The organism is Hyunsoonleella aestuarii (assembly GCF_006148925.1).
GTDB classification, from domain to species: Bacteria; Bacteroidota; Bacteroidia; order Flavobacteriales; family Flavobacteriaceae; genus Algibacter_D; species Algibacter_D aestuarii.
Genome location: NZ_VAWB01000001.1, coordinates 1100119 through 1123201, shown reverse-complemented (window position 1 = coordinate 1123201; position 23083 = coordinate 1100119). Strand labels below are relative to the sequence as shown.

The following is a 23083-nucleotide window of genomic DNA, read 5'->3' as shown; positions in this document are numbered from 1 at the left end:
CATCTTATTTACCAATGTTAATATGTATATATGTTCTAATCTCCCATTCATTTCCATCGTCGAACCCAACAGGACTTAACACTGGAACTGCTGGAACCGTATTTGGCGGAACTGCCGTTGGCGCATATCTTGGTGAGTTCTCATTCAAAGAACGCCATATACCTCTAAGACCAATCTTAGTACTAGGCAGAATAAACCAATCTGGTTTCCCGATTGAGGTCGAAATGTCAATCATGTTTTGAACTGGGAACGTTAAGTTAAAATCGCGGTGATAATCAAAAGGTCCCCAATCGTTAATCTTAACTTGGTATTCTATTTTCCATTTTTTATAAATCATTTTAATGTCACCACCAAAACGCTCTATGGTTCTATCGCTATCACCATTAGCCTGTGCATTACCTCCATAAAAGTTTCCAATAATACCTATATCTGGACTAACTTTGGAAACAACACGAGAACTTATTTCCCATAAATCTTGTGCTGGTGCTGCTTGTGGGAATGCGAAAAACTGTCGATTGGCTAAAAATCCAATATGTGCGTCTTGTGCTGTTGGATGGTGCCTATATACGAAACCTAAATTAAAGGCTATTTTTGCATCCTCTGCACGGTCATTATCCCACTCGTAAAACCATGAGCCAGGTGTTGGGTCAAAAGTTAAAAGTAATTCTCCTGCCGTTGTTTCTCTATTACCTCGAACTGCAAAAGGATCATCAATAAAGTTTCGTAATCTTCCTGGAGCTGTAACATCATTTGGTATGGCGTCAACCAAAGGTTTTTGCCATAAAAAGTTTGGTGCAATTTGCCAGTCGCCTACTGAAAAAGTAAAACCTGAAAGGATGTTGGTTTGATTACCGCTTCCAGAATCTTTTAGCTTCCAGCCCGTAAATGTTCTAGTCGCATCTGGTCCTCCATTAGCAACTAAGCCCATATAAGCTGCTTGTGCATACCAATTAAACTTACCGCCTTGGTATGTTATTTTTGCTTTTCCACCCCAATTATCATCAGAATTAATTTTGTCTTGATAAACCGTGTAATTTCCAGGTTCTCCTCTCACATCTTGAAATGTACTTCCGTTTAATGGTCTTCCTCCCCAGATACCTCCTAAAGAAATACCTAGTTTTCCAAATTCTTTCTCTAAAGCCAAAGTAGCCCTTTCCATTGGCCACCCCGGAATTATACCACTGGCAACCTGATTTTGGTTTAAGACACGCTGACCATTTTCATCAAACCTCAGTTCTGTTATAAAGTCTCTGTGATATATACCTGTAATGTCCCAATGCTTTAATTTTGTTCTATATTTTAAAAGTGCTGTTGGGTTAGCTCCCCACCATAACTGTGGGCCAAAGGCGGCTTTTAGACCTTTTAAAGAACCCTTTCCATCTACTTCCATTCCTAGGATTTCACCGTTGTAAATGTCTAAATTTGGGCCATAATTTGCTTCCGGATATAACCCAAAGAAATCACCCTCATACCCCCAGTGGTAATGACCTGTTCTATAAAAACCTCTAATATCGGCCACTTTGGTATTCCATTCATATTCTGCATTATAAACACGTAGTCTATTGTTGTCTGTTATAACAACCTCTTCTCCATTAGAGTTCATAACTGTAACAGGACGTCCTACATTTTCATAAAAAATCTCATTTATTGGGTTTTGAGCAACATTGCCAATAATATTGAAATTTACTTCTGCCTTCATTCCTGGCGATGGGCTTCCAGCTACACCAACGTAATATGATTGCATGTGGTCAAACCCTAATTGATTTGGGAATGTTTCTTCGTCTGGATTTGCTGTTTCTGGTGTAGTAATTAAAGAACCTCCGGTATTAAAGGTTGTAAACTCTGCTCTTAAATTACTTATCCTAATTTTTCCGCCTGATTGTGCGTCTAATGCTGCTTTGTCGCCTCGCGCTTTCAACATGGCTTCTGTTATGTTGATATTATTAAAATAATTATCAAGGAATTCAGGGGTCATGCCTTCATCGTACGGATTGAGCGCATGTGCGTCCTTAAGTGTATAATATGAGGCACGAGGATATAAGTCGTATAGGCCTCTTTCGCTTGTTGGCCCTTTAGCACAAATACCAAACCACTCTTCGTTCATATTATTTGAACCGTTTTTTGTGTCGTGATAATAACCTCCATTGCTCCATGAAGCTCCTGTCTCATGTGTGTCAGCATCTTTACGTTTATCAAAACCTAATTTCCACCAACCATCACTAAATTGAAATGTAAAACCTCCAATAGAATTTCCTGCCTTGCCTAAACCTGCAGCGTTTTCATATATTTCTTTCCAGTTTGATAAATTATAGTGTGCTTGCCAGTATTGATCTTCCTTATTTTCAAGAGCATTATAAGCATCTGCACCAAATTCTGTGAACATGAGTGGTATGCCAAGCTTGTCTTTAACCACTTGAAAGAAGTCACCAAATGATTCTCCTCTATAAGTATTAGCTCCATATATGTCAATATCTTTACATTCTTCTGCTATGATATCAATGAACAAAACATCTCCGTTACAAATTGCAACCGGGTGATTTGGATCCATTGCTTTCATTTTGAGAGCAACCTCGTTCATGAGCTTGTACATAGGGCGCCCACGAAGTTCTCCAACCGCATTAATTTTTTCTTCACCATCAGGAAAATCTTCTGTTTCTGCTCCTTGCCAAAATAGTCCGTAGTTATTTTCATTACCCATCATGTACATCAAAATCCCAGGAACATCTTTGTATTCTTCAACCAAATTAATCATATCAGACACAAGTTGTTCTTGTGTTTTTTCATCTGAGTAAATTGTAACTGGAGTCCAAACGCCTTCTAATGTTAGCCCATATCTACCAAATGAATGATTTAACAAAGTGTAAATCCCATATTTTTCATAAATATAGGTTACCCATTTCGCTGGCACGCCTACATATTGTCTTATTACATTAACATTCATGTTCTTTAAAAGACCCATTTCAGTATCCAATCCAGCCTTTATGATGTCGTCTGGTTGCTCATAAAAATTGGCATTGGTAACATCGGTACCTATGGGAACATAATCCCAATTCACACCATTAAGCATAAAGTCTTTGCCGTCGACCACCAGTTTCTGGCCTTCTTCACTACTGACGATCTCTACTTTATTTGCCTGAGCAAAAATTGAGACTGTAAATAAGAATAGCAATAATCTTAGAAGATTGTTTTTCATAGTTATAGTTATTTTAAGTTGTTCATTAACGAGTAATTCTCTTAACACCATATCGAGCATAGCATTTGTGAATTGTATAGTTTGATAAATTTATCTGAAAAGACTGCTAATTCCTTAAAAAAGACCTCAACAAAAAACATACATCATAATATTTAAGCCTAAAATTTGCCAAAGCCTTAACATTCATAGGCTTTTAGAGTGATTTTGCTAAAATGAGATAAACCATACAGAATTCTTAAAAAAGCCTTATGTTGTGGTAATGTATAGGTGTATTTCGGGAATGTTGTATGTTTTATAAAAACCCAAAACTAAATTTAAGCTTATACAACTGCACAATACTAACAATTGAAGACAAGCTGTTGTGTTGGGATATTTAATCTAAAGTGATACTCTATACAAAAAAAAGCCAAATAGATCATGTTTTATCTACCAGTAAACCCTTACATAATCAATTTCCATTTCGCTTTGGTTAAAATCAGGATTAATACGAAACCAACCAGTCAGTATAATGTTGTTTTTCACCATTCCACCAAATTCCATTATTTGGAGGCAGCGTTTCAAACAGCCACTTAGAGGAATCAACCTCTCCATCTTGGTCAAACTCATCTGAAAAAACCAAAGTGTCTACTGTATTTGATTGAAACACCCGAACCGATTGTGTCATGTTTATTGACTCTCCAGTAATTGAATATGCAATTACCAAAACAGCATAAGTATTTGTGCCTTTTTTAGTAAAAGTATGCTCTATAGTCCCATCAGCACTTTCCTTTAACTCACCCCCATTAAACTTAAAAGCATAGCGCACTGCATTATTTGTGTTGATAAACATGAAATACTCCAAGGGCCATCGCCATTAGGGCTATTGGTGTCGGCCCCCTGAATAATAATAGATTAATTCAAGTTGGACGGTGCCCCAGAAATATCCTCACTCCCCCCGCAAGAATGAGCAAAAAAAGCAAAGAACATAATTTGCATTATTGCAAAATAGGTTGGAATAATTTTTCTAACAGAATTTTCTAATTTACTTGAAATACATATTGTTAGCAGAATATAATTGAGAATTGGACAATAAAAAAACCCCCTTCTTTAAAGTTATAAAGAAGGGGGTTTGAGCTTAAAAAAAATATTTATTTAACTGTATTTTTAACTACTTATAAAAATAAAGATTATCAATATAAACAGTTATACTTGCATCGTCAACAACTAAGTTATCGAATAATATTTGAGTGACTCCAGATCTGTCGAATGCAAAATCATCTAATGGGATATCAACACTTACCCATTGTCCTTGGGTTACCGTTCCTACAGATTCCAAGTCCTCTTGGATAGGGTCATAAGTTGTATTTACAAGCTTAATCCCAAGCTCCACTCCGTCGAATGTCCAGTAATCAAAATGAACGTGAGTCATGGCTGTCAAATCAGTTGGGTTTCCATAGTCAGTTACAATTCCTGTGAAATCCAGATCGAAATACTTGATGGTATTGTTTCCTTCAATTTGAACTTCTTCAAAACCAGACCCAGACCATTCTGTTGGTAATTCACTTACGGTAATCGGCGTATATGCATCACTATAAATTGATATCACATTTGCTGCATCTACAGTTGGTGCAGGAGCAGCCGTATTTGGTGTTGTTGGATCATTATAGAAAAACAAATTATCTATATAAACGGTGATACTTGCATCGTCAACCACTAAATTATCTAATAATATTTGAGTGACTCCAGATCTGTCGAACGCAAAATCGTCTAAAGGAATATCCACACTTACCCATTGCCCTTGCGATACCGTGCCTACAGATTGCAAGTCTTCTTTTAATGGGTCACCATCACCATAAGTTGTGTTTACAAGTTTAATTCCTAGCTCTACCCCATCGAATGTCCAGTAATCAAAATGCACGTGGGTCATAGTTGTCAAATCAGTTGGGTTTCCATAGTCAGTTACAATTCCTGTGAAATCCAGATCGAAATACTTGATGGTATTGTTTCCTTCAATTTGAACTTCTTCAAAACCAGACCCAGACCATTCTGTTGGTAATTCACTTACGGTAATCGGCGTATATGCATCGCTATAAATGGAGATTACATTGGCAGCATCAAATGTTGGTGCAGGGGCTGCAGTAAGTGGCATATTAGGCTGTCCATTGTGGAAATAGAGGTTGTCTATGAAAAGCGTAATCTTTTCGGCAGCCAAATTATCAAATAATATTTGAGTGACTCCAGATCTGTCGAATGCAAAATCATCTAATGGAATATCCACACTTACCCATTGACCTTGCGATACCGTGCCTACAGATTGCAAGTCTTCTTTTAATGGGTCACCATCACCATAAGTTGTGTTTACAAGTTTAATTCCAAATTCTGTGCCATCAGAAGTCCAATAATCAAAATGCACAAAACTCTTAGATGATAAATCGGTAGGGTTTCCATAATCTGTTACGATTCCTGTAAAATCGAGATCGAAATACCTAATGGTATTATTGCCTTCAATTTGAACTTCTTCAAAACCTGAGCCAGACCATTCTGTTGGTAATTCACTTACAGTAATAGGTGTATATGCATCGCTATAAATTGAGATTACTTCTGCTTCTGGTAATATTGGTGCTGGCGCCGCAGAAGTTGGTGCCTCGTCATTTCCGCCACCAGTATCATCTCCTTCTACAAGAACGATATCATCAAAATAATGGGTTACATCTGCATCCTTATCTCCCAAGAAATTAAAGAACAATACCGCCTTATCAAATTTAGCATCATCCCCCGGAGAGAATATAAATGACAGTTCTTCCCATTCATTTGCAACAGTTGTAAGTGCTTGTATTTCCTTGTTAACATTAGCGTCTTCAATATCTTCTAATTTTAGCGTAATATTCTGCCCAACTTCAGGAGAATACACTTTTATTTTTATCGTTCTATTAACAGAAAAATCAACTTTCTCTGCTAAATCAAAGAAAAATCCAGCCCATGGTTCCGTTCCGGCCAAGTACTTCACCTCTACAACTTTACCTGACGTGTTAATTCCTCCAGAAACTGGGTTTTCAACTACTGTAATAATTACATCTCCGTTTAACTCTCCGAAACTCTCAAACTCCGGATTTGATGTCTCAAAGTCGACAGGAACCTCACTAAACACTGGTGCTTCTATTATATTTTCTCCAGGTTCTGGTGGTGGCGGTTCTACATAAGCAGAAACAGGTGGAATATCATCTTCCTGAACACAAGAAGTGAATAGCGCAGACACTAGAAATGATATTAACATCAGGAAAGGCATGATATTAAATCTTAACATAATATGTATGGTGTTATTCTTCATTTTTTTAATTTTTAAATTTATTATTCTTAGCAATTAATTATATCCATCATTCTGTGGATAATTTGGTCCCAATAGGCCAATCTGCTCTTGAGGTATAGGCCAATTTTGCATATACTCTCGTAATATGTCCTTAGGATTGCCTTCTGGATAGGACTCATTCAGGTTATCATTATTCATATGATCTATAAGGAATTCAAATAACTTACCAGTCCTTTTTAACGTGAACCAACGTTGCCCTTCAAAAGCTAACTCTCTAGCCCTTTCATCCAAAATAGTTTGTAAATCAATAGTGATTTTAGATTCGGCATTTGCACGGTTTCTTACCTCATTAAGGTATTCTAAGGCTTTTACGTCTTCACCCAACATCATGTGGGCTTCTGCGCCAATTAAATATGTTTCAGCTAATCTATAAACCATAATGTTTTTGTAGTGCGCACGATCTGTTGGCTCGGCATTTTCATCAAGAAATTTAATTACTCCAGGGTTTTGCCTTCTGTAATACAACATAAATTGGTTTTGATCTGTTGGATGATTAACATACAGATCAAGAGGGTCACCAATGTTTTTACCTGCAGGTAATGATAACTCATCATTGTATAAATATTCAAAAATATAATAGGTATTATCTTTTCTATCATCATTAGGATCTTCGTTTAAAAGATTAATTACATAATCGTTTAACGATAGAAACCCGACTCCAGCGCCACCGTTTTCAACGGAATGAACAACCCCGTCTGCGGCATGAGACTCTGAAACGATATTCCAGTTTAAAATATGCTCTCCACCACCGCCAATGGTTTCTCTTTCAAAATTTGAGGTAAACAAAGTTTCAGAATGGTTTAAATCGCCTGCAAAAACTTCTTTTGTTGTAGGCACTAAACTATGGTTACCGCTTTCTATTATAGCGTCCGTTTGAGCTGCAGCTTCTGCCCAATCTTCTTCCCACATCGCAACCTTAGCTCGAATATGCCTTGCGGTGCCTTGTGTAAACCTCCCAAACTCAGGCGTGGTATAATCTAAATTCGCAATCGCAAAATCTAAATCACTCTTTAGTAGGGTAAATATCTCCTCTTTAGGTGTTTTATCCTGAGGTTTATCAAAGGCATTATCTGGGTTTGTTGGGGTGGTGTTAACAAATATATTGTTAAAAAGACGATATAAAGTGAAGAAAGAGTTCGCTCTCATACATTTTGCTTCTGACAAAATTTGATTTTTTCTATCTTCATCAATACCATCAAGGTTTTCCGCTGCTTGTATAATAGCATTACTACGGTCTACTATTTTATAATAATGAACCCAGTATTTATTAATACCTGATGCTGTACCAAAATCACCTAAGCTAAACCCCCATAACAGTCTACTATACAAGGACACTTCTCCTGTTACACCAACCGCCAAATCGCTTTTTGCTTGAAGTATTAAAGGATAGGCCCCATTTAAGGATCTGTCCTCATACAATTGACGATTAAGTGTGTACAATCCAACTACCGCAGACTCTAATCCTTCTGGTGTAGTGTATAAAAAATCTACAGAAGTATCTGAAAGTAATTCATCTTTCAAAAATTCATCGCTACACGAAAAAGAAAAAAGTACTACTACAAAGAGAATAAACGCGCTTCTCTTAAAATGAAATATATTATCTATTGTTTTCATATCTTATTTTTTTATTTAAAAGCCAAGTTTAACTCCTACTGTTAATGCTCTCGTTTCTGGAAATGCACTATTTCCATTTTCAATTGGGTTTTGTTCTGGACTATAAGATTGGTAATCTGTAAATGTGAATAAATTAGTCCCTGTCATGTAAACTTTTGCGCTATTAAACCCAATTCCAGACAATGTCTTTTCTGGTAAGTTATAGCCTAAAGTAAGTGTTCTTAATCTCACATAAGATGCGTCTCGTACAGCAAATGAAAACAGATGTACATGTGTGTCTGGCTTTGGTCTAGGGTATTGAGTTGATGGACTTTCTGGAGTGTAGTATTTAGTACGCACACCATTAATTGCTCCTTTCCAAAGTTCGCCATCTGCTAAAACAGGGTTTAATTTTGTGGCTCCCTCAAGAATATAAAAATCTGCAAATAGCTCAAACCCTTTGTAGTTTAATGTCGTGTTAATAGAACCATACCAATCTGGATCTGCCTCGGTAAATACATTATCTCTTTCATCTATCTGACCATTACCATCTTGATCTATAACTCTAATGTCTCCTGGACTTGCCAATGGCGTTCCTGAACCAGCTATATCATCCCCCTCTTGAAAGATGCCGTCATATTTTGGTAACCATATATTGTTAATTGATTGGCCAATTGATAAGCGACGACCGTCTCCTAAAGGTATGTCTACAGGGTTTCCCTCATTGTCAGTTTCTCCAGTTAATGCAATAACTTTATTATTATTACTAGAAATCGCTAACCCTACAGACCATCGTAAATCATTTTTCCTAATAATGTTTGTATTAAGAGTTACTTCAAATCCTTTATTCTCTATTTCTCCTACATTGAAACGGGTAACAGCAAAACCTGTTGTTCCTGCAATAGAGCGATCTAGTAATAAATCTTTAGTGTTCGATTTATAATACTCTATAGTCCCCTCAAATAAATTATTAAACAGTCTAAAATCTAAACCAGTATTAAATGTTGTTGTTGTTTCCCACTTCAAATTTGGGTTAGGCAATCTTGAGGACGCGACAAAACCAGCTACCGTCTCTCCTCCAAATATGTATGGGGTGTCATCAGCTCTCCCTAAAGACTCTAGAGAATTTATACCTTGATTACCTGTTGCTCCATAACTTATTCTAAGTTTTAACTCATTAATACTTTCAAGGTTTTCCAAGAAAGATTCTTTATGAATTTTCCATGCAAATGATGCCGCGGGAAAATATCCCCATTTATTATTCTCTGCAAAAACAGAAGCCCCATCAGCCCTTGCTGTAACCTCAAATAAATACTTGTCTAAATATCCGTATCTCAACCTTCCTAAAAAAGAAACTAATCGCCTTTGTGAAACGTTTCTAACATCGGACAGTAATTTCGTCCCGATACCATTAAACCCTAGGGCGTCGTTTGCAAATCCTGCTTTTTGGATTTGTGTAAATTCATCCCTTTGTTCATCAAATGCATGAACAGCCGTAAAATCTAAGCTGTGCTTGTCATTTATTTCTGGTTTATAGTTTATAATATTTTCTATTAAAGATTGTCTATATAATCTATTCTCTAAAAAAGCGCGTCCATCAACACCTTCGTCTCCAGATGAATGTGATAGTGAACGGTATATACCTCTATTTGTGTTTCTGTTTCTTAAGAAAGTTTTTAAGGTATAAGAAAGGTTAGGGGTAAAGTTATACGTTAAACTAAGGTTTAAATCTGTTAAGTTTATTTTGGTCTCATCTGTAGATTCTTGTTGATCCCACAACGGATTGACACTTGTGTTGTTTGGCCCCAAGTAGAACTTAAGAAGCTTACCGTTTTCGTCGAAAGGTCTAGCTAATGGCGTAATTGTCGTAAAGTTAAGCCCACCTGTTTCTCTGTCTTGATTAGTGTTTTGATAGTTTATTATAGCTTTTAAGTTTAACTTGTTACTAATTTGCTGGTCAAGGTTTAATTTAAAGGCCCCTCTATTAAATCCAGAATTTGGTATAATACCGTCTTGAGTGAAGTAATTAATACTTGAAAAAACTTTTGTTTTTTCGCTACCAGCCGTAACACTTAAAGCATGACTTTGTATCGTCGCATCACTTAAAACTAAATCTTCCCAGTCCACAAATTCCTTGTTGTCTATAGCCTCTAATTCAAAAGGCGTAAAAATATTTTCGTCTCTAAGGTATTCTCCTGTAAATCTATTTCTATTCGCCTCCCTTTTTAAATCAATATATTGCTGACCTGTGTATTGATTAAAGTTTTTTGTTAAGCTTTGCACAGTTGTATAACCGTGATAGTTTACTAGAATTTTACCGGCCTTACCTCTTTTGGTTGTTACAAGAATGACACCATTAGATGCTCTAGAACCATAAATAGCCGTTGATGAGGCATCTTTTAATACTTCTATATTAGCTATATCATCCGGAGCTATGTCGTTCAAGCTATCAAAAGGTAGTCCATCTACAATAATAAGTGGTCCATTGCCATTTGGAGCAACAGAAACACTACCCCTAATTACAATGTTAGAATCTCCACCGGGCCTTGCGTCTGCTAAATTAACCTGAACACCTGCAGCTCGACCTCTTAGCATTTCTGATACGTTAGTTGTGGGTGTTGCTGTTGCTTCTTCTAAGTCCACACTTACAACCGAGCCGACAACATTACTTTTTTTCTGTGTACCATAACCCACTACGATGACTTCATCAAGTTGAGCAAGGTCTTCATCTAATTTAATAACTAAACTAGTTGAATCATTCACGATTACCTCCTTCGACACATAGCCAATATAACTGAAAATAAGAACAGAACCGATATCTACCCCAGAAACAGTGAAGTTTCCATCAAAGTCAGTTACAGCCCCATTGGTAGTGTTTTTAACAAGCACATTGACCCCTGGAATAGGAAATCCTGTATTGTCCTGGACATTTCCACTTACGTCAACACTTTGAGCGTTGGCTGAGGTAAATAGAAATACCGTTAAAATTGTTAAGAGAGTTTGTCTCATATTTAGTTAGTTTTTTAGTTTGCCCCAAATTAACTTTGAAGATTGATAAATAATAACTTTTAGCCACTACAAAAAATATACAAGAGAAAATTTTAACTTTTTTTTTAAAGAAAACTTAGGAAATACACCTATTTATTAAGGATTTCAAATTATAAGTTACAATCTAAAATCAGTGAAAATGGGCAAATGTTGTGGTAATGTTTGGTTGAAAAGGTAATATGTTGTGTATATTAAACCTCTAAAATATAGTCGGAAAGGTTAGATTCGTGCGGTAATTCCATTTTTTTTCGTAATCGGTAGCGTTTAACCTCCACGCTTCTGGGTGAGATATTAAGCAAGGGGGCTATTTCTTTTGAAGATAAATTGAGACGTAAATAGGCACAAAGTCTTAAGTCATTAGATGTTAAGCTAGGATGTAGTTCTTTTATTTTCTTTAAAAAATCTTTATCCGCATTGTTAAAGGCTTCTTGGAATAAATTCCAATCGTCGTTGTTGTTTAAATTCCTGTCTATAATTCTTATAACTTTTTTCAAGTCTTTATCCTTTTCTAAATCTTGAAGTTCTTTTTTAATAGCATTTAGGAATTCATTTTTCTTGATAAGATTCATGGTAGAAACACCTAATTCCCGATTCTTATTGTCAATGTCTTCCCTTAGTTTTTCATTTCTAAACCGCATCAATTGCTGTTTGTTTTCTAATTCTTTAAGTTCTAATTCCCTAGCCGACTTTTGCAATAATCGTTCTCTTTGCCTTTTATAATATCCTTTGTATAGATTGTGCATAAAAACTGAAAAAACCCATAACCCAACAGCATAAAGTATTAATGCTTTGTTAGACAAATACCACGGTCTTTGTATTGTGAAACTATATTCTGCAATATTATCCGTAACACGATTTGCTATTTTAGCTCTTACCTTAAACAAATAATTGCCGTACGGTAAGTTTTCAAACACAACGTCTCCTTTATTTGTCCAATCGCTCCATGAGTTATAATAACCCTCTAATTTATATTGATAAAGGGGGGCTTGAACTGCTGAAAACACTGGGGAACTATAAGAAAATTGTACGCTGTTTTCTGAATTAGAAAATTCTTTATCTGTACTAAGCTTAACAAAAGTCGCAATATCTTCTTTAGAATGATCAATAACTTTTATATTATTGATTCGTATTTGGTGTTCATTTTCTGCTAACTTGTTAAGATCTAAAATCGCATAACCAGAAGGTGTGCCAATTAAAAATTGTTCATCATTTATATGTGAAATATTTTCGTAGCCGGCTAAACCATTAATATAACTCAATGAAAATGGAACATGGTGAATTTTTTTTACTCCACTAAGTTCTCCTATTGCTAAATAGCTTAGTCTATTGGAAGAGAAACTCCACAATTTGTTAGTCCCAGGTTCAGAAACTAATTTCGCTGAAATAAAATCATTAGCAGATATAAGCCCGCTTAAAAGAGTGTCTTTTTTAAAGTTTCTATTAACTTTATCTAATTTAAAAACTCCTTTACTATTTGTGTATAAAATATTATTATTATGTTTTACTAAGCTTGAATATTTGCCTTTTTGAACTAAGGAGTCTTTATAAAAAGAGATTACATTATGTAATTGTTCATCTGTTTTGAGCCTAAAAACACCCTTGTATTCATGGTTGACAAAAATTTCATTATTATCTGCTAGCTCAAAATACCTACTCGATATATTAAACCCTTCAACCTTATTTCTAAAGCCCCAAACACCATTAACCCTTTGTAGAATATTTAAACCTTTATAGTTTCCTTGAATAATTGTGTTTTCATCAATTGATCTAATTTTCCATGTTCCTTGAACCTTCGAAATTTGTTTAGCTTTATTCCCTTCTATAACAAACGTGCCTGTATTATGGCCACAAAACAATTCATTTCTTATCTCTTCCAAACACCATACTTGCCCTTGAGTCCCGTCTATAAATTGAAATTCATCACCCTTGTTTAACTCTTTAAAAAACAATCCTTGATTTGTACCAAGATATAAATTGTTATTATGAATTATAGATGCGTGAACACTCCCTAATTTTCCGTTTGTGTCGTAATAAAACCTATATGGTGAGACCGTATTTAAACAATTAATACCGTTATCTAAACCCAACCAAATATTATTATCTATATCTTCATATAGAGACAAAACCGTATTATTACCAAGTCCCTTTTCCTTGTTTATTTGATAATTAACCACTCCTTGATTGGAAATATTAATAATACCATCTGAAATAGTTCCTAACAAATAACTATTATCATGCAGTTTAATACTACTAAATACACTAACGTTTTCAATAACATTATTTGCAGGAATATTCCATTTAATAGCTTCATTGTTATCTAAAACATAAAAACCTTCATCCTGAGTAAGAACCAATAACTTACCATCGTAATCATAAATATTAACAATAATATTATTCGTTATAACTTCATGATTAGAAACCAAAAAACCATTACCTCGTTCAATTTTATATAATCCATCCTCAATGTCTTGGTAATAAAATATATTACCTGCTTCAAATATTCTTGAAATATTAGTTTTAGATGTGATTGTATTATAAGAGTTCGTATTTTTATTATATACGTGTATACGATTCAAGGACTGAAACAAAACCCAATCGTCATAAGGCTTTATATTCCAAAACTCTTCATCTTCAAAAAAGGATACATTTAGTTTGTCTGAAAGTGATGTATACTCTAGAAACCCAACCTTATTCCTTAACCAATAACCAAATTCTCGATAACTTCCGGTGTAAACAATACTATCTAATGCGCTAACCGCACGAACAATTGTTTGGTTTGGTGATTTATATAAATTCCAAGCAGACCCATTAAACTCTAAAAGCCCTTTGTTGTTTGCAACATATATGTATTTATCTGATGATTGGGAAACAGACCAGTTCTGTGAATCACCACCATAATGTTCAGGTAGAAATATATTAATTGGCGGTCTTTCCTGTCCTTGAAAGATAAATGTAACGCAACCAAAAAGAAAACAAATTAATATTTGTTTAATATGCAGCATTATAGTGTATAACTTAGTTGTTGTGCTGCTAAGTTAGTAAATATAATTGATTCAAGATTAATTGTATGGTTATTGTATGGTAAAAACTTGTTTAAAATTTAATCCATACGTTTTATTCTACCACCTAAAACCCTGCTTTCATTAACTCTTTCTGGATCGCCATAAATAAACACATCTCCTCCTGCTTTAATTTTCACATCCACAAGTTTTGAAGCATTAACATAAGCCTCACCAGCGGCATTAATGGAAACTTCAGTTTTATCAGTTTTAAGTTCAGAACCTTTAAAAACACCTCCTGTTCGAAGTGTTATATTTTGACTTTTCGATTTTCCTAAAACCTTAATTACACCTCCTGTTACAGCTTTAATATTTGTATAAGTGGTATTTAGTTCCAAATATATATAACCACCTTCTTGAGATTTTAAGTCTATCTCAAACTGTTTTATTTTATCTTTAGAGTGTACCTTAGCTCCTTCATTAACGTCAATAATATCTAGACTGGAATAATATAAAGTTACCTTTGTCTTGCTCCCATCAAAAATTTCTTCAAGACTCATTTTTATCTTTAGCTTTCCGTTTTTATTATTAACCAAAACATTACTCGCATTATCTCCTGTTATAAGAACTTTATTATCGTTGGATTTTATAAGTTCAACTTCTATTAAATCATAAACTTTAAGTTCACTAAAATCACCAATAGATTTTTCGATAGGGTCTTGAGCAGTTAAAATTAAAGTAGCAAAACAAATAAGAAAAAAGAATATACGTTTCATGTGAAATGGATTTTAAATTAAAACGTAAAATTATCAATAATTATTCCGATGATAGTTTAGTTTTAGAAAATATTAGGATTAAATACTAACCTTTACAGCTGTTCCAGTAATAGAGACAAAAAAGTAAGAAGTTGAAGAAGCTTCAATATCTATTGAAATACCAACCACGGCATTAGCTTTTAATTTATTTGCATTTTCTTTAAGACTTTGAAATGCTGCTTCTTTAGTTTTATTAATAAAATCTTCGTAAAGTTTTTTATTTTTTTCAGATTTAAAAGAAAAAGATGTTTTTACATTAGTAGAAACCCCAGTAACGATACCTAAATAATCTTGTATTTTATGTCCTTCAATTGAATTTGTTGTAGTTAATATCATGTCTAAACTTTTATTAATTAGTTAATTAATTAAACAAAATGTTACAAATCATAAAAAAATTATTCAACCTTTCTAACTAAGGTAAAGTCTAAATGTTTTTTAACTAAATCTGTATTTTTAACTTTTACAACCACTTCATCACCTAATTGATAAATTATTTTATTTATTCTACCAACCATAGCGTATAAATCTTGATCAAAAGCGTAGTGATCGTCTTTCATATCTCTAACACTAACCATACCTTCACATTTATTAGAAATAATTTCTACATAAACACCCCAGTCTGTAACTCCTGAAATAACACCTACAAACTCTTCATTTTTATGGTCTTCCATAAAACGAATTTGCATATATTTAATAGAATCGCGTTCTGCTCTGGTAGCTAACATTTCCATGTTACTAGAATGTTGGCATTTTTCTTCGTAATCAGATTCATTTGCAGATTTCCCTCCATTTAAATATACTTGTAATAAACGATGTGCCATAACATCTGGATATCGACGTATTGGAGAGGTAAAATGACTATAATAATCGAATGCTAGCCCATAGTGCCCAATATTATGTGTGGTATATTCAGCTTTACTCATACTTCGTATAGCTAAAGTATCTACAAGGTTTTGCTCTTTTTTACCCACAACCTCTTGTAATAAATTATTTAGTGATGTTGTCGTGGATTTTTTATCTTTAAAATTAAGCTTATACCCAAAGCGACTTACTACATTTTGTAAAGAAGCTAGTTTACTTTCATCTGGTTCGTCATGCACACGATACACAAACGTTTTTTTAGGTGATTGTTTTCCAATAAACTCTGATACTTTCCTATTAGCTAATAACATAAATTCTTCAATCAATTTATTAGCATCTTTACTAGTTTTAAAAAATACACCTGCTGGATTATTATCTTCATCTAAATTGAATTTTACTTCTACTTTATCAAAAGAAATAGCGCCGTTTTTCATGCGTTTTTTTCGCATTAATTTAGCAAGTTCATCCATTTTTAAAATGGCGTCTGCTAATTTCTGATCGGTTTTATAAGCTTTTCCAGATAAAGAAACTTCTGCAGGAATTTGATTTATCTTAGTTTCTATAACTGCTTGAGCTTCTTCATAAGCATATCGTGCATCGCTATAAATTACCGTTCTACCAAACCATTGGTTTTTTATTTCAGCATTATCATTTATTTGAAATACTGCAGAAAAGGTATACTTTTCTTCATGTGGTCTCAAAGAACATGCGTTGTTTGATAATACTTCAGGAAGCATAGGGACCACCCTATCCACTAAATATACAGATGTTGCGCGTTCATAAGCTTCATCATCTAAAATAGTACCTTCTTGTAAATAATGAGATACATCAGCAATATGAATTCCTATTTCATATAAACCATTGTCTAATATTTCAAAGGATAAGGCATCATCAAAATCTTTCGCATCCTTAGGATCTATCGTAAAAGTTAAATCTTTACGCATATCCCTGCGTTTTGTAATTTCTGCTTCGGTAATAGAAGTATCTAATTCATTAGCAAAAACTTCAACTTCATGAGGAAATTCGTGAGGTAACCCGTATTCAGCTAAAATAGCATGGATTTCTGTGTTGTGTTCTCCCGGTTTACCTAAAACTTTTTCAACTTTTCCATAAGGAGAATCTGCATTTTCAGGCCAATCTTCTAGTTTTACTAAAACCTTATCTCCGTCTTCAGCGTTAAAGGTTTTATTTATTGGTACAAAAATATCTTTATACATCTTATTGCTATCCGGAATTACAAAGGCGTAATTACTGTTTTTTTGAATTTGAATAACACCTATATATTCAGATTTTGCACGAGCAATAACATTTGTTATCTCGCCTTCTATTTTACCTCGTTTTCTTCTTTTATAAGCATAGAATTCAACTTCATCTCCATCTAATGCTCTGTTTATATTATTAGAAGCAATAAATACATCTTCATCAAAATCATCGCAAATAATATAACCAGATCCTTTAACAGATAGATCTAGAACTCCAGTATGATATTCTGTATTAATAATTGCTTTAAACTTACCACGATCTACTTGTTGTATTTCATTTTTTGCAGCAAGTTTAGCAAGGGTTTTTATAATTTGATTTCTACTGCTAGCATCGTTAACATTTAGTTTAACAGCAATTTGTTTATAATTAAAAGTTTGATTTTTATCTTTTTTTAAAATGCTAAGAATCGCATTTGTTAGGTTAGGAATTCCTTTATTTCTGGATTTCCCTTTTCTTTTTTTACTCATTTAAATTTGTACTCATTTATATTTCCTAAGGTATTGGAAATTTTGTTATTAAATAGCAGTTAAAGGTGAAGTATTAGCTATTTGTTTTTTACAAAGCTACGGTTTTAATATTTAATTTCAGTTATATCTATTTTAAATGAAGTTATCCACAATATATATTACAATACTATTTTATTTTAAAAATTTAAAAATTAAATGATAGTTATTATAGTGTGTTAATAACGGTATAACTTTATTAGTTATTATTTTGAAATATGTTTTATTGAATATTATTGATATATAATTAACAGCTTTATTAATTATAACATCTTTAAATAGAAGTGCTTTATAAATTCTATTAACAATTGTTAGAAACCGATATTAACAAGTATTTTTAATAAAAAAAATATTAATGAAGCTTAAAACTACATATTGTAGTGCTTATAACTTAACTAAAAATTTACATTAACTTATTTGGATGTTACCAAAAGGTTATTGATTGAAAAAATAAATGAATACTCCAAATTTTAATTTTAGAAAAGAGTAAACAGTTATTAACAAGTAATTAATAAAAGCATCCACAACTTCTTAATTTATTACCTTTGTTTAATCTTAATAATATAATAGAACATGACAATTTCTATAGGAAACGATCACGCTGGAACAGAATATAAATTTGCTATAAAAACGTTTTTAGAAAATAAAGGTTATACTGTAAATAATTATGGAACCGATACTGATGATAGTGTAGATTATCCGGACTTTGTTCATCCGGTAGCTCAAGACGTGGAAAACGGAAAAGTAAATTTTGGTATATTAATTTGTGGAAGTGCTAATGGTGTTGCAATGACTGCTAATAAGTATCAAAAAGTTAGAGCTGGTTTATGTTGGACAAAAGAAATTGTTGAATTAATACGCCAACATAATAATGCTAATATTTTATGTATTCCTGCGAGATATACCGCAATACCTCAGGCGGTTCAAATGGTTGATACGTTTTTAAATACCGATTTTGAAGGCGGTAGACATCAAAAACGTGTGGATAAAATCCCTTTGTCTTGTTAGTAGATGTCACATTCAAATGGTCATAATCACAAGCACCATCACCATAACGACTTAAGAGGTCGTAATCTTATAATATCTATTTTTTTAAATATAGCAATAACAGTTGCTCAAGTTGTTGGCGGCTTAATTTCAGGAAGTTTATCATTGTTAAGTGATGCACTTCATAATTTTAGTGACGTATTATCACTTATTATAAGTTATATAGCTAACAAGCTTACTAAAAAGAGGGCTTCGATAAAAAAAACGTTTGGATACAAACGTGCTGAAATTTTAGCGGCATTTATTAATGCTACTACTTTAATAGTTATTGCTGTTTTGTTAATTGTTGAAGCTATAGAACGGTTTCAGAACCCTCAAGCAATAGAATCAAATCTTGTAATATGGTTGTCTTTAATTGCAATTTTAGGAAATGGTTTTAGTGTACTATTATTAAAGAAAGATTCTGAGGCTAATATGAATATGAAAAGTGCTTATCTGCATTTAATAACAGATATGATGGCTAGTGTTGCGGTCTTAATAGGTGGTTTATTAATGAAGTATTTCCAAATGTTTTGGGTGGATAGTTTCCTTACTTTTTTAATCGCATTATATTTGGTTTGGATGGGTTACGATTTATTAAAAAACTCTATAAAAGTTTTAATGTTGTTTACACCAGATAGTATTCCAATACAAAAAATAGTGGATGAAATCAACATGTTTGAAGCTATTAAGAATGTTCACCATGTGCATGTTTGGCAATTAAACGAAGAGGAGATTCATTTAGAAGCACATATAGATTTTAATAATAATATTACCCTTTCTGAGTTTGATATTATCTTACATGAAATAGAAGATTTGGTTTTTAATAAGTATGACATTAACCATGTGAATATTCAGCCAGAATTTGGAAAGGATGATGCTAAAGAAGTTATAGTTCAGGATTAAAAACTTATTCGTGATACTGAACTTGTTTCAGTATCTTATTTAAGTGACAAAGATATGATAAGTGTACAAGTGAAAAGTTATAGTGATTTAACAAAAAGTGAATTATACGATTTACTCCAATTACGCAGTGAAGTTTTTGTGGTAGAACAAGATTGTGTATACCAAGATATAGATTATAAAGACCAAAAAGCGTTACATGTTTTAGGGTTTAAGGGAAATAAACTAGTAGCATATACCCGTATTTTTAAACCTGGAGACTATTTTGAAGTATCAAGTATTGGTAGAGTAGTGGTAGCTAAAAAAGAACGTCAATATAAATACGGTTATGATATAATGAAAGCTTCAATTGATGCTATTAAGGAATACTTTAACGAAAACTTAATAAAGATTTCTGCACAATGTTACTTAGAGCATTTTTATGTTAATTTAGGTTTTAAACCTATTGGGCAATCATATTTAGAAGACGATATACCGCATATTGCTATGATAAGAAATTAATTATCATTCACATAAGTAATTAATATTTCTACACGTCTATCAAATTTAGGGTCGCCTCCTAATGGAAATTTTCTACGCATTCCAACATATTTCATACGCTTTTTTTCTACGCCTTTTTTAGCAAAATAATCGTAAATATATTTAGCTCGCGCTAAAGATAAATTTCTCTTTTTAGTCTTTCTATCAATAGCATCTCTGCTAAATTTAGTACAACAAACATGTCCTTGAATGGTGAAATAGATATCCTCTCGTTCTACTAAAGATTTTGCAATATCTTCTAGTGTTTTTTTAGAATCTTTTGCTACTGTGCTATAACCGGTTTTGAATAAAATATTTTCAAATACAATTTTATCTCCAACAGACAGCTTACCTTTAATTATTTCAGGAACGTTTTTCTTTTCTTCAACTATTTTCTTCTCTTCCTTTGTTTTTGGAGGCTTTGGTTTTACAACAACCTCTACCTTTCTGTTAAGCCCTCTAATTTTTGAAATACTTTTTTCATTGACTATTTTCAAAAGGATCTCGCCTTTTCCGTCTACATTTGTTATTAAAGATTCGCTTATTTCGTTGTTTGAAAAAATGGTTTTTATAGCATCGGCGCGCTGCTGAGAAAGCTTTAAGTTGTATGTGTCTGCTCCTCTATCGTCGCAAAAACCAAAAATTGAAATGGATTCAATATCAATCTCACCCAAATTTGAAATAAAAAGCAGAAGACGGTTTTCTTCCGTTAATGGGACGTCGTATTCATCTGTATTGAAATAAACTTCGTGGGCAATTTTGTTTTGAGAATAAACAAAGTATACGTTTAAAATTAAAATTAATAAAATAATTAATTTTTTCATTGCGCTATTAATCGAAATCAGTTTTTAAAGATACATTTTTTTGATGTTTCATTAAACACCACCTACTTTAAGTAATTTATATACGTGTTTGGATTATTTAATATTTCTGTAGCCTTCTTAATCGGTTGGTCATGTATTTTGTAGTAGTCATATAAGCCCTCTCTATAAACATATCTTTTAACAATCTCATCGGTTAAAGATTTAAGAAGATAGTCTTTATTTTCGTCAATAATGCTGTTTTTTGAAATGATTAAATTTTCAACTAAATTTTGGAAATCATTTTCAATCTCATCATCTAATTCTTCTTTTTGAGCCGCTTCAAATGCTTTATATAAAGCCTTTTCGGTATCTGTTTCAAAAGAATAATTGTTCGTTTTTAAATAACTTTTAAAATCTAAAAAATCTGCAGTAGATAGTGTAAAATTAGAAATATTTTCAATTTTATTGTTGTAAAAATACTTTGTAGCGTAATTAAAAATTAGGTTATCTTGTTCAATCGATTTTACTATAGCAGCATTTTTAGTAGCGCCTAAATTCTCGTCTGGAAAAACACCACCACCATCAAAAACTTTACGACCATTCTTTGTTTTATATTCGTTATAGTTTTCTTGTTTTACACGAACCGCCTCCCCTTTATCGTTTCTATTCCAATAATCCAAAGCCTGAATACAACGTCCAGAAGGAGTATAGTATCTTGAAATAGTAATTTTCACTTGGGTACCATAAGTTAATTGTTTAGGTCGTTGTACTAATCCTTTTCCAAAACTTCTAGAACCTACAATAACTGCTCTATCTAAGTCTTGTAAAGAGCCCGAAACAATTTCACTAGCAGAAGCACTATTGCCATCGATTAGTACAACAACAGGAATATTTTTATCAATTGGGTTGTTCTTGGTATAATAGGTTCGGTTGTATTTTTTTACCTTAGATTTTGTGGTTACTACAAGTTGTCCTTTAGGAACAAAAAGATTAACAATATTAACAGCTTCACTCAATAAACCACCAGGATTTCCTCTAAGATCTAGGATAATATTTTCAGCACCTTGAGCTTTTAGGTCTCGTAAAGCGTAATTAGTTTCAGAGGAAGCCTTTCTGTTAAATTGGCTCAAAACAATATAACCCGTTTTATCATTAACCATCGAGAAATGAGGAACGGCTTTTATCTCTAATTCGGCACGATTAATAGTTGCTGTTTGTTGTTTTCCTTGTCGCTTAAAAGTCACAGAAACAGAAGACCCTGGAGTACCTTGAAGTAAATTACCAGCATCGTCTTTATAAGATTCTATGGTTATATCTCCCACTTTAATTATTTCGTCTCCAGCTTTTAGGCCAGCTTCATCGGCAGGATAGCCTTTATATGGCTCTACAATAACAAGTTTATCTTTATGTGCTCTAACTTTAGCACCAATTCCCGTATAATCACCAGTGTTATTAATTCTTGCAGCCTCAACATCTTGTTCGTTCATAAATCGTGTGTAAGGATCTAAATCAGCAAGCATACTCTTTATTGCATGGTCCATTAAGTCTCCAGGATTCGTGTCATCAACATAGTTCATGTTGAGCTCTTTGAATAATGTTGTGAAAATTTCAATTTGTTTAGCAATTTCAAAGAAATCATTTTTAAAAGCAGTGGTGCTTAAAAACAGGATTCCAGCTAAAATTGGAAGTATAATTTTTTTTCTTAGAAGAGATTTCATAAGATTAATATTTTATCAATTAGAAGCGTTACTCAAAAACTTTTCAAATAACGCGTTCATTTTAGTTTCAACCTCTAAAAATGAGGGTTTGTCTTTGCCAATGTACAAAATCATAAACGCATATTGTGTTGTAATGTTGTTAAAATAATTTGATTTATTAAGACGGTAAGCCTCTCTTAACAAACGTTTTATACGATTTCTATCTACAGCTGTTTTAAAATTTCGTTTGCTTACTGAAACACCGGTTTTAGCTAAAACGGGTTCATTAAAGGAGGTGTTTAGGTAAACTAATCGAAGTGGAAAAGCGGATACCGACTGACCTTCCGAAAACAATAGGTCGATAAGCTTTTTACTTTTAAGCTTTTCTTCCTTGGGATATTTTTGAGACTTGAGCTTCATATACTACAAAAGTAACAATTAGTATTAATTACATTTAGGTTAATGGACAGTATGATAAAAATCATAATTTATAAAGAATGAATAGAGTAATTTC

General features: G+C 33.1%; 15 protein-coding genes. 3 read left to right on the top strand and 12 right to left on the bottom strand.

What is annotated here, in order from left to right:
- Positions 1–4: 4 nt before the first annotated feature.
- From FEF17_RS05055 to rnr, 9 genes are all read right to left on the bottom strand, one after another.
- Positions 5–3193: a glycoside hydrolase 5 family protein gene (locus tag FEF17_RS05055; protein WP_139001263.1), complete on the bottom strand. Its 3189-nt coding sequence runs from the start codon at positions 3191–3193 to the stop codon at positions 5–7.
- 481 nt (positions 3194–3674) lie between these two features.
- Complete coding sequence (locus FEF17_RS05050; protein WP_139001262.1) at positions 3675–4022, bottom strand: hypothetical protein; 348 nt, start codon at positions 4020–4022, stop codon at positions 3675–3677.
- Between the two features lie 318 nt (positions 4023–4340).
- Positions 4341–6500 (bottom strand): carbohydrate binding domain-containing protein, encoded by a 2160-nt coding sequence (locus FEF17_RS14355; RefSeq protein WP_211342467.1) that lies wholly within the window; start codon positions 6498–6500, stop codon positions 4341–4343.
- Between the two features lie 33 nt (positions 6501–6533).
- Positions 6534–8153 (bottom strand): RagB/SusD family nutrient uptake outer membrane protein, encoded by a 1620-nt coding sequence (locus tag FEF17_RS05040; RefSeq protein ID WP_139001261.1) that lies wholly within the window; start codon positions 8151–8153, stop codon positions 6534–6536.
- 15 nt (positions 8154–8168) lie between these two features.
- Positions 8169–11141 carry a SusC/RagA family TonB-linked outer membrane protein gene (locus FEF17_RS05035; protein ID WP_139001260.1) on the bottom strand — a complete coding sequence of 991 codons (2973 nt, stop codon included), beginning with the start codon at positions 11139–11141 and terminating at the stop codon, positions 8169–8171.
- Between the two features lie 230 nt (positions 11142–11371).
- Entirely contained in the window at positions 11372–14182 is a 2811-nt protein-coding gene (locus FEF17_RS05030) for a triple tyrosine motif-containing protein (RefSeq protein ID WP_139001259.1), read from the bottom strand.
- A gap of 98 nt (positions 14183–14280) precedes the next feature.
- A complete protein-coding gene (locus tag FEF17_RS05025) occupies positions 14281–14955 on the bottom strand; it encodes a head GIN domain-containing protein (RefSeq protein ID WP_139001258.1) in 675 nt (224 codons plus the stop codon).
- 78 nt (positions 14956–15033) lie between these two features.
- On the bottom strand, positions 15034–15330 hold the full coding sequence (locus FEF17_RS05020; RefSeq protein ID WP_139001257.1) for a heavy metal-binding domain-containing protein: 297 nt from the start codon (positions 15328–15330) through the stop codon (positions 15034–15036).
- 59 nt (positions 15331–15389) lie between these two features.
- The gene (gene rnr / locus FEF17_RS05015) at positions 15390–17585 is read right to left on the bottom strand and encodes a ribonuclease R (protein ID WP_139001256.1); all 2196 of its coding nucleotides are present in this window, start codon (positions 17583–17585) and stop codon (positions 15390–15392) included.
- Between the two features lie 609 nt (positions 17586–18194).
- On the opposite strand from rnr, the gene rpiB reads away from it, so the two are divergent.
- Genes rpiB through FEF17_RS05000 form a run of 3 tightly spaced genes read left to right on the top strand, consistent with a single transcriptional unit; the run spans position 18195 to position 20051 of the window.
- Entirely contained in the window at positions 18195–18629 is a 435-nt protein-coding gene (gene rpiB / locus FEF17_RS05010; protein ID WP_139001255.1) for a ribose 5-phosphate isomerase B, read from the top strand.
- Positions 18630–18632: 3 nt separating this feature from the next.
- The gene (locus FEF17_RS05005) at positions 18633–19553 is read left to right on the top strand and encodes a cation diffusion facilitator family transporter (RefSeq protein WP_139001254.1); all 921 of its coding nucleotides are present in this window, start codon (positions 18633–18635) and stop codon (positions 19551–19553) included.
- 54 nt (positions 19554–19607) lie between these two features.
- Positions 19608–20051, top strand: coding sequence for a GNAT family N-acetyltransferase (locus tag FEF17_RS05000; protein WP_139001253.1), 444 nt, complete (start codon positions 19608–19610; stop codon positions 20049–20051).
- On the opposite strand, the gene FEF17_RS04995 is transcribed toward FEF17_RS05000, so the two are convergent.
- The 3 genes from FEF17_RS04995 to rnpA all read right to left on the bottom strand — a co-directional run bounded on the left by FEF17_RS04995 (position 20048) and on the right by rnpA (position 22989).
- Positions 20048–20893, bottom strand: a complete 846-nt coding sequence (locus FEF17_RS04995; protein ID WP_139001252.1) for an OmpA family protein — start codon at positions 20891–20893, stop codon at positions 20048–20050. The two genes, FEF17_RS05000 and FEF17_RS04995, sit on opposite strands and share 4 nt — an antisense overlap.
- Before the next feature lie 62 nt (positions 20894–20955).
- Positions 20956–22590 carry a S41 family peptidase gene (locus FEF17_RS04990; protein WP_139001251.1) on the bottom strand — a complete coding sequence of 545 codons (1635 nt, stop codon included), beginning with the start codon at positions 22588–22590 and terminating at the stop codon, positions 20956–20958.
- Positions 22591–22605: 15 nt separating this feature from the next.
- Entirely contained in the window at positions 22606–22989 is a 384-nt protein-coding gene (gene rnpA / locus FEF17_RS04985; protein WP_139001250.1) for a ribonuclease P protein component, read from the bottom strand.
- Between the last annotated feature and the right edge of the window lie 94 nt (positions 22990–23083).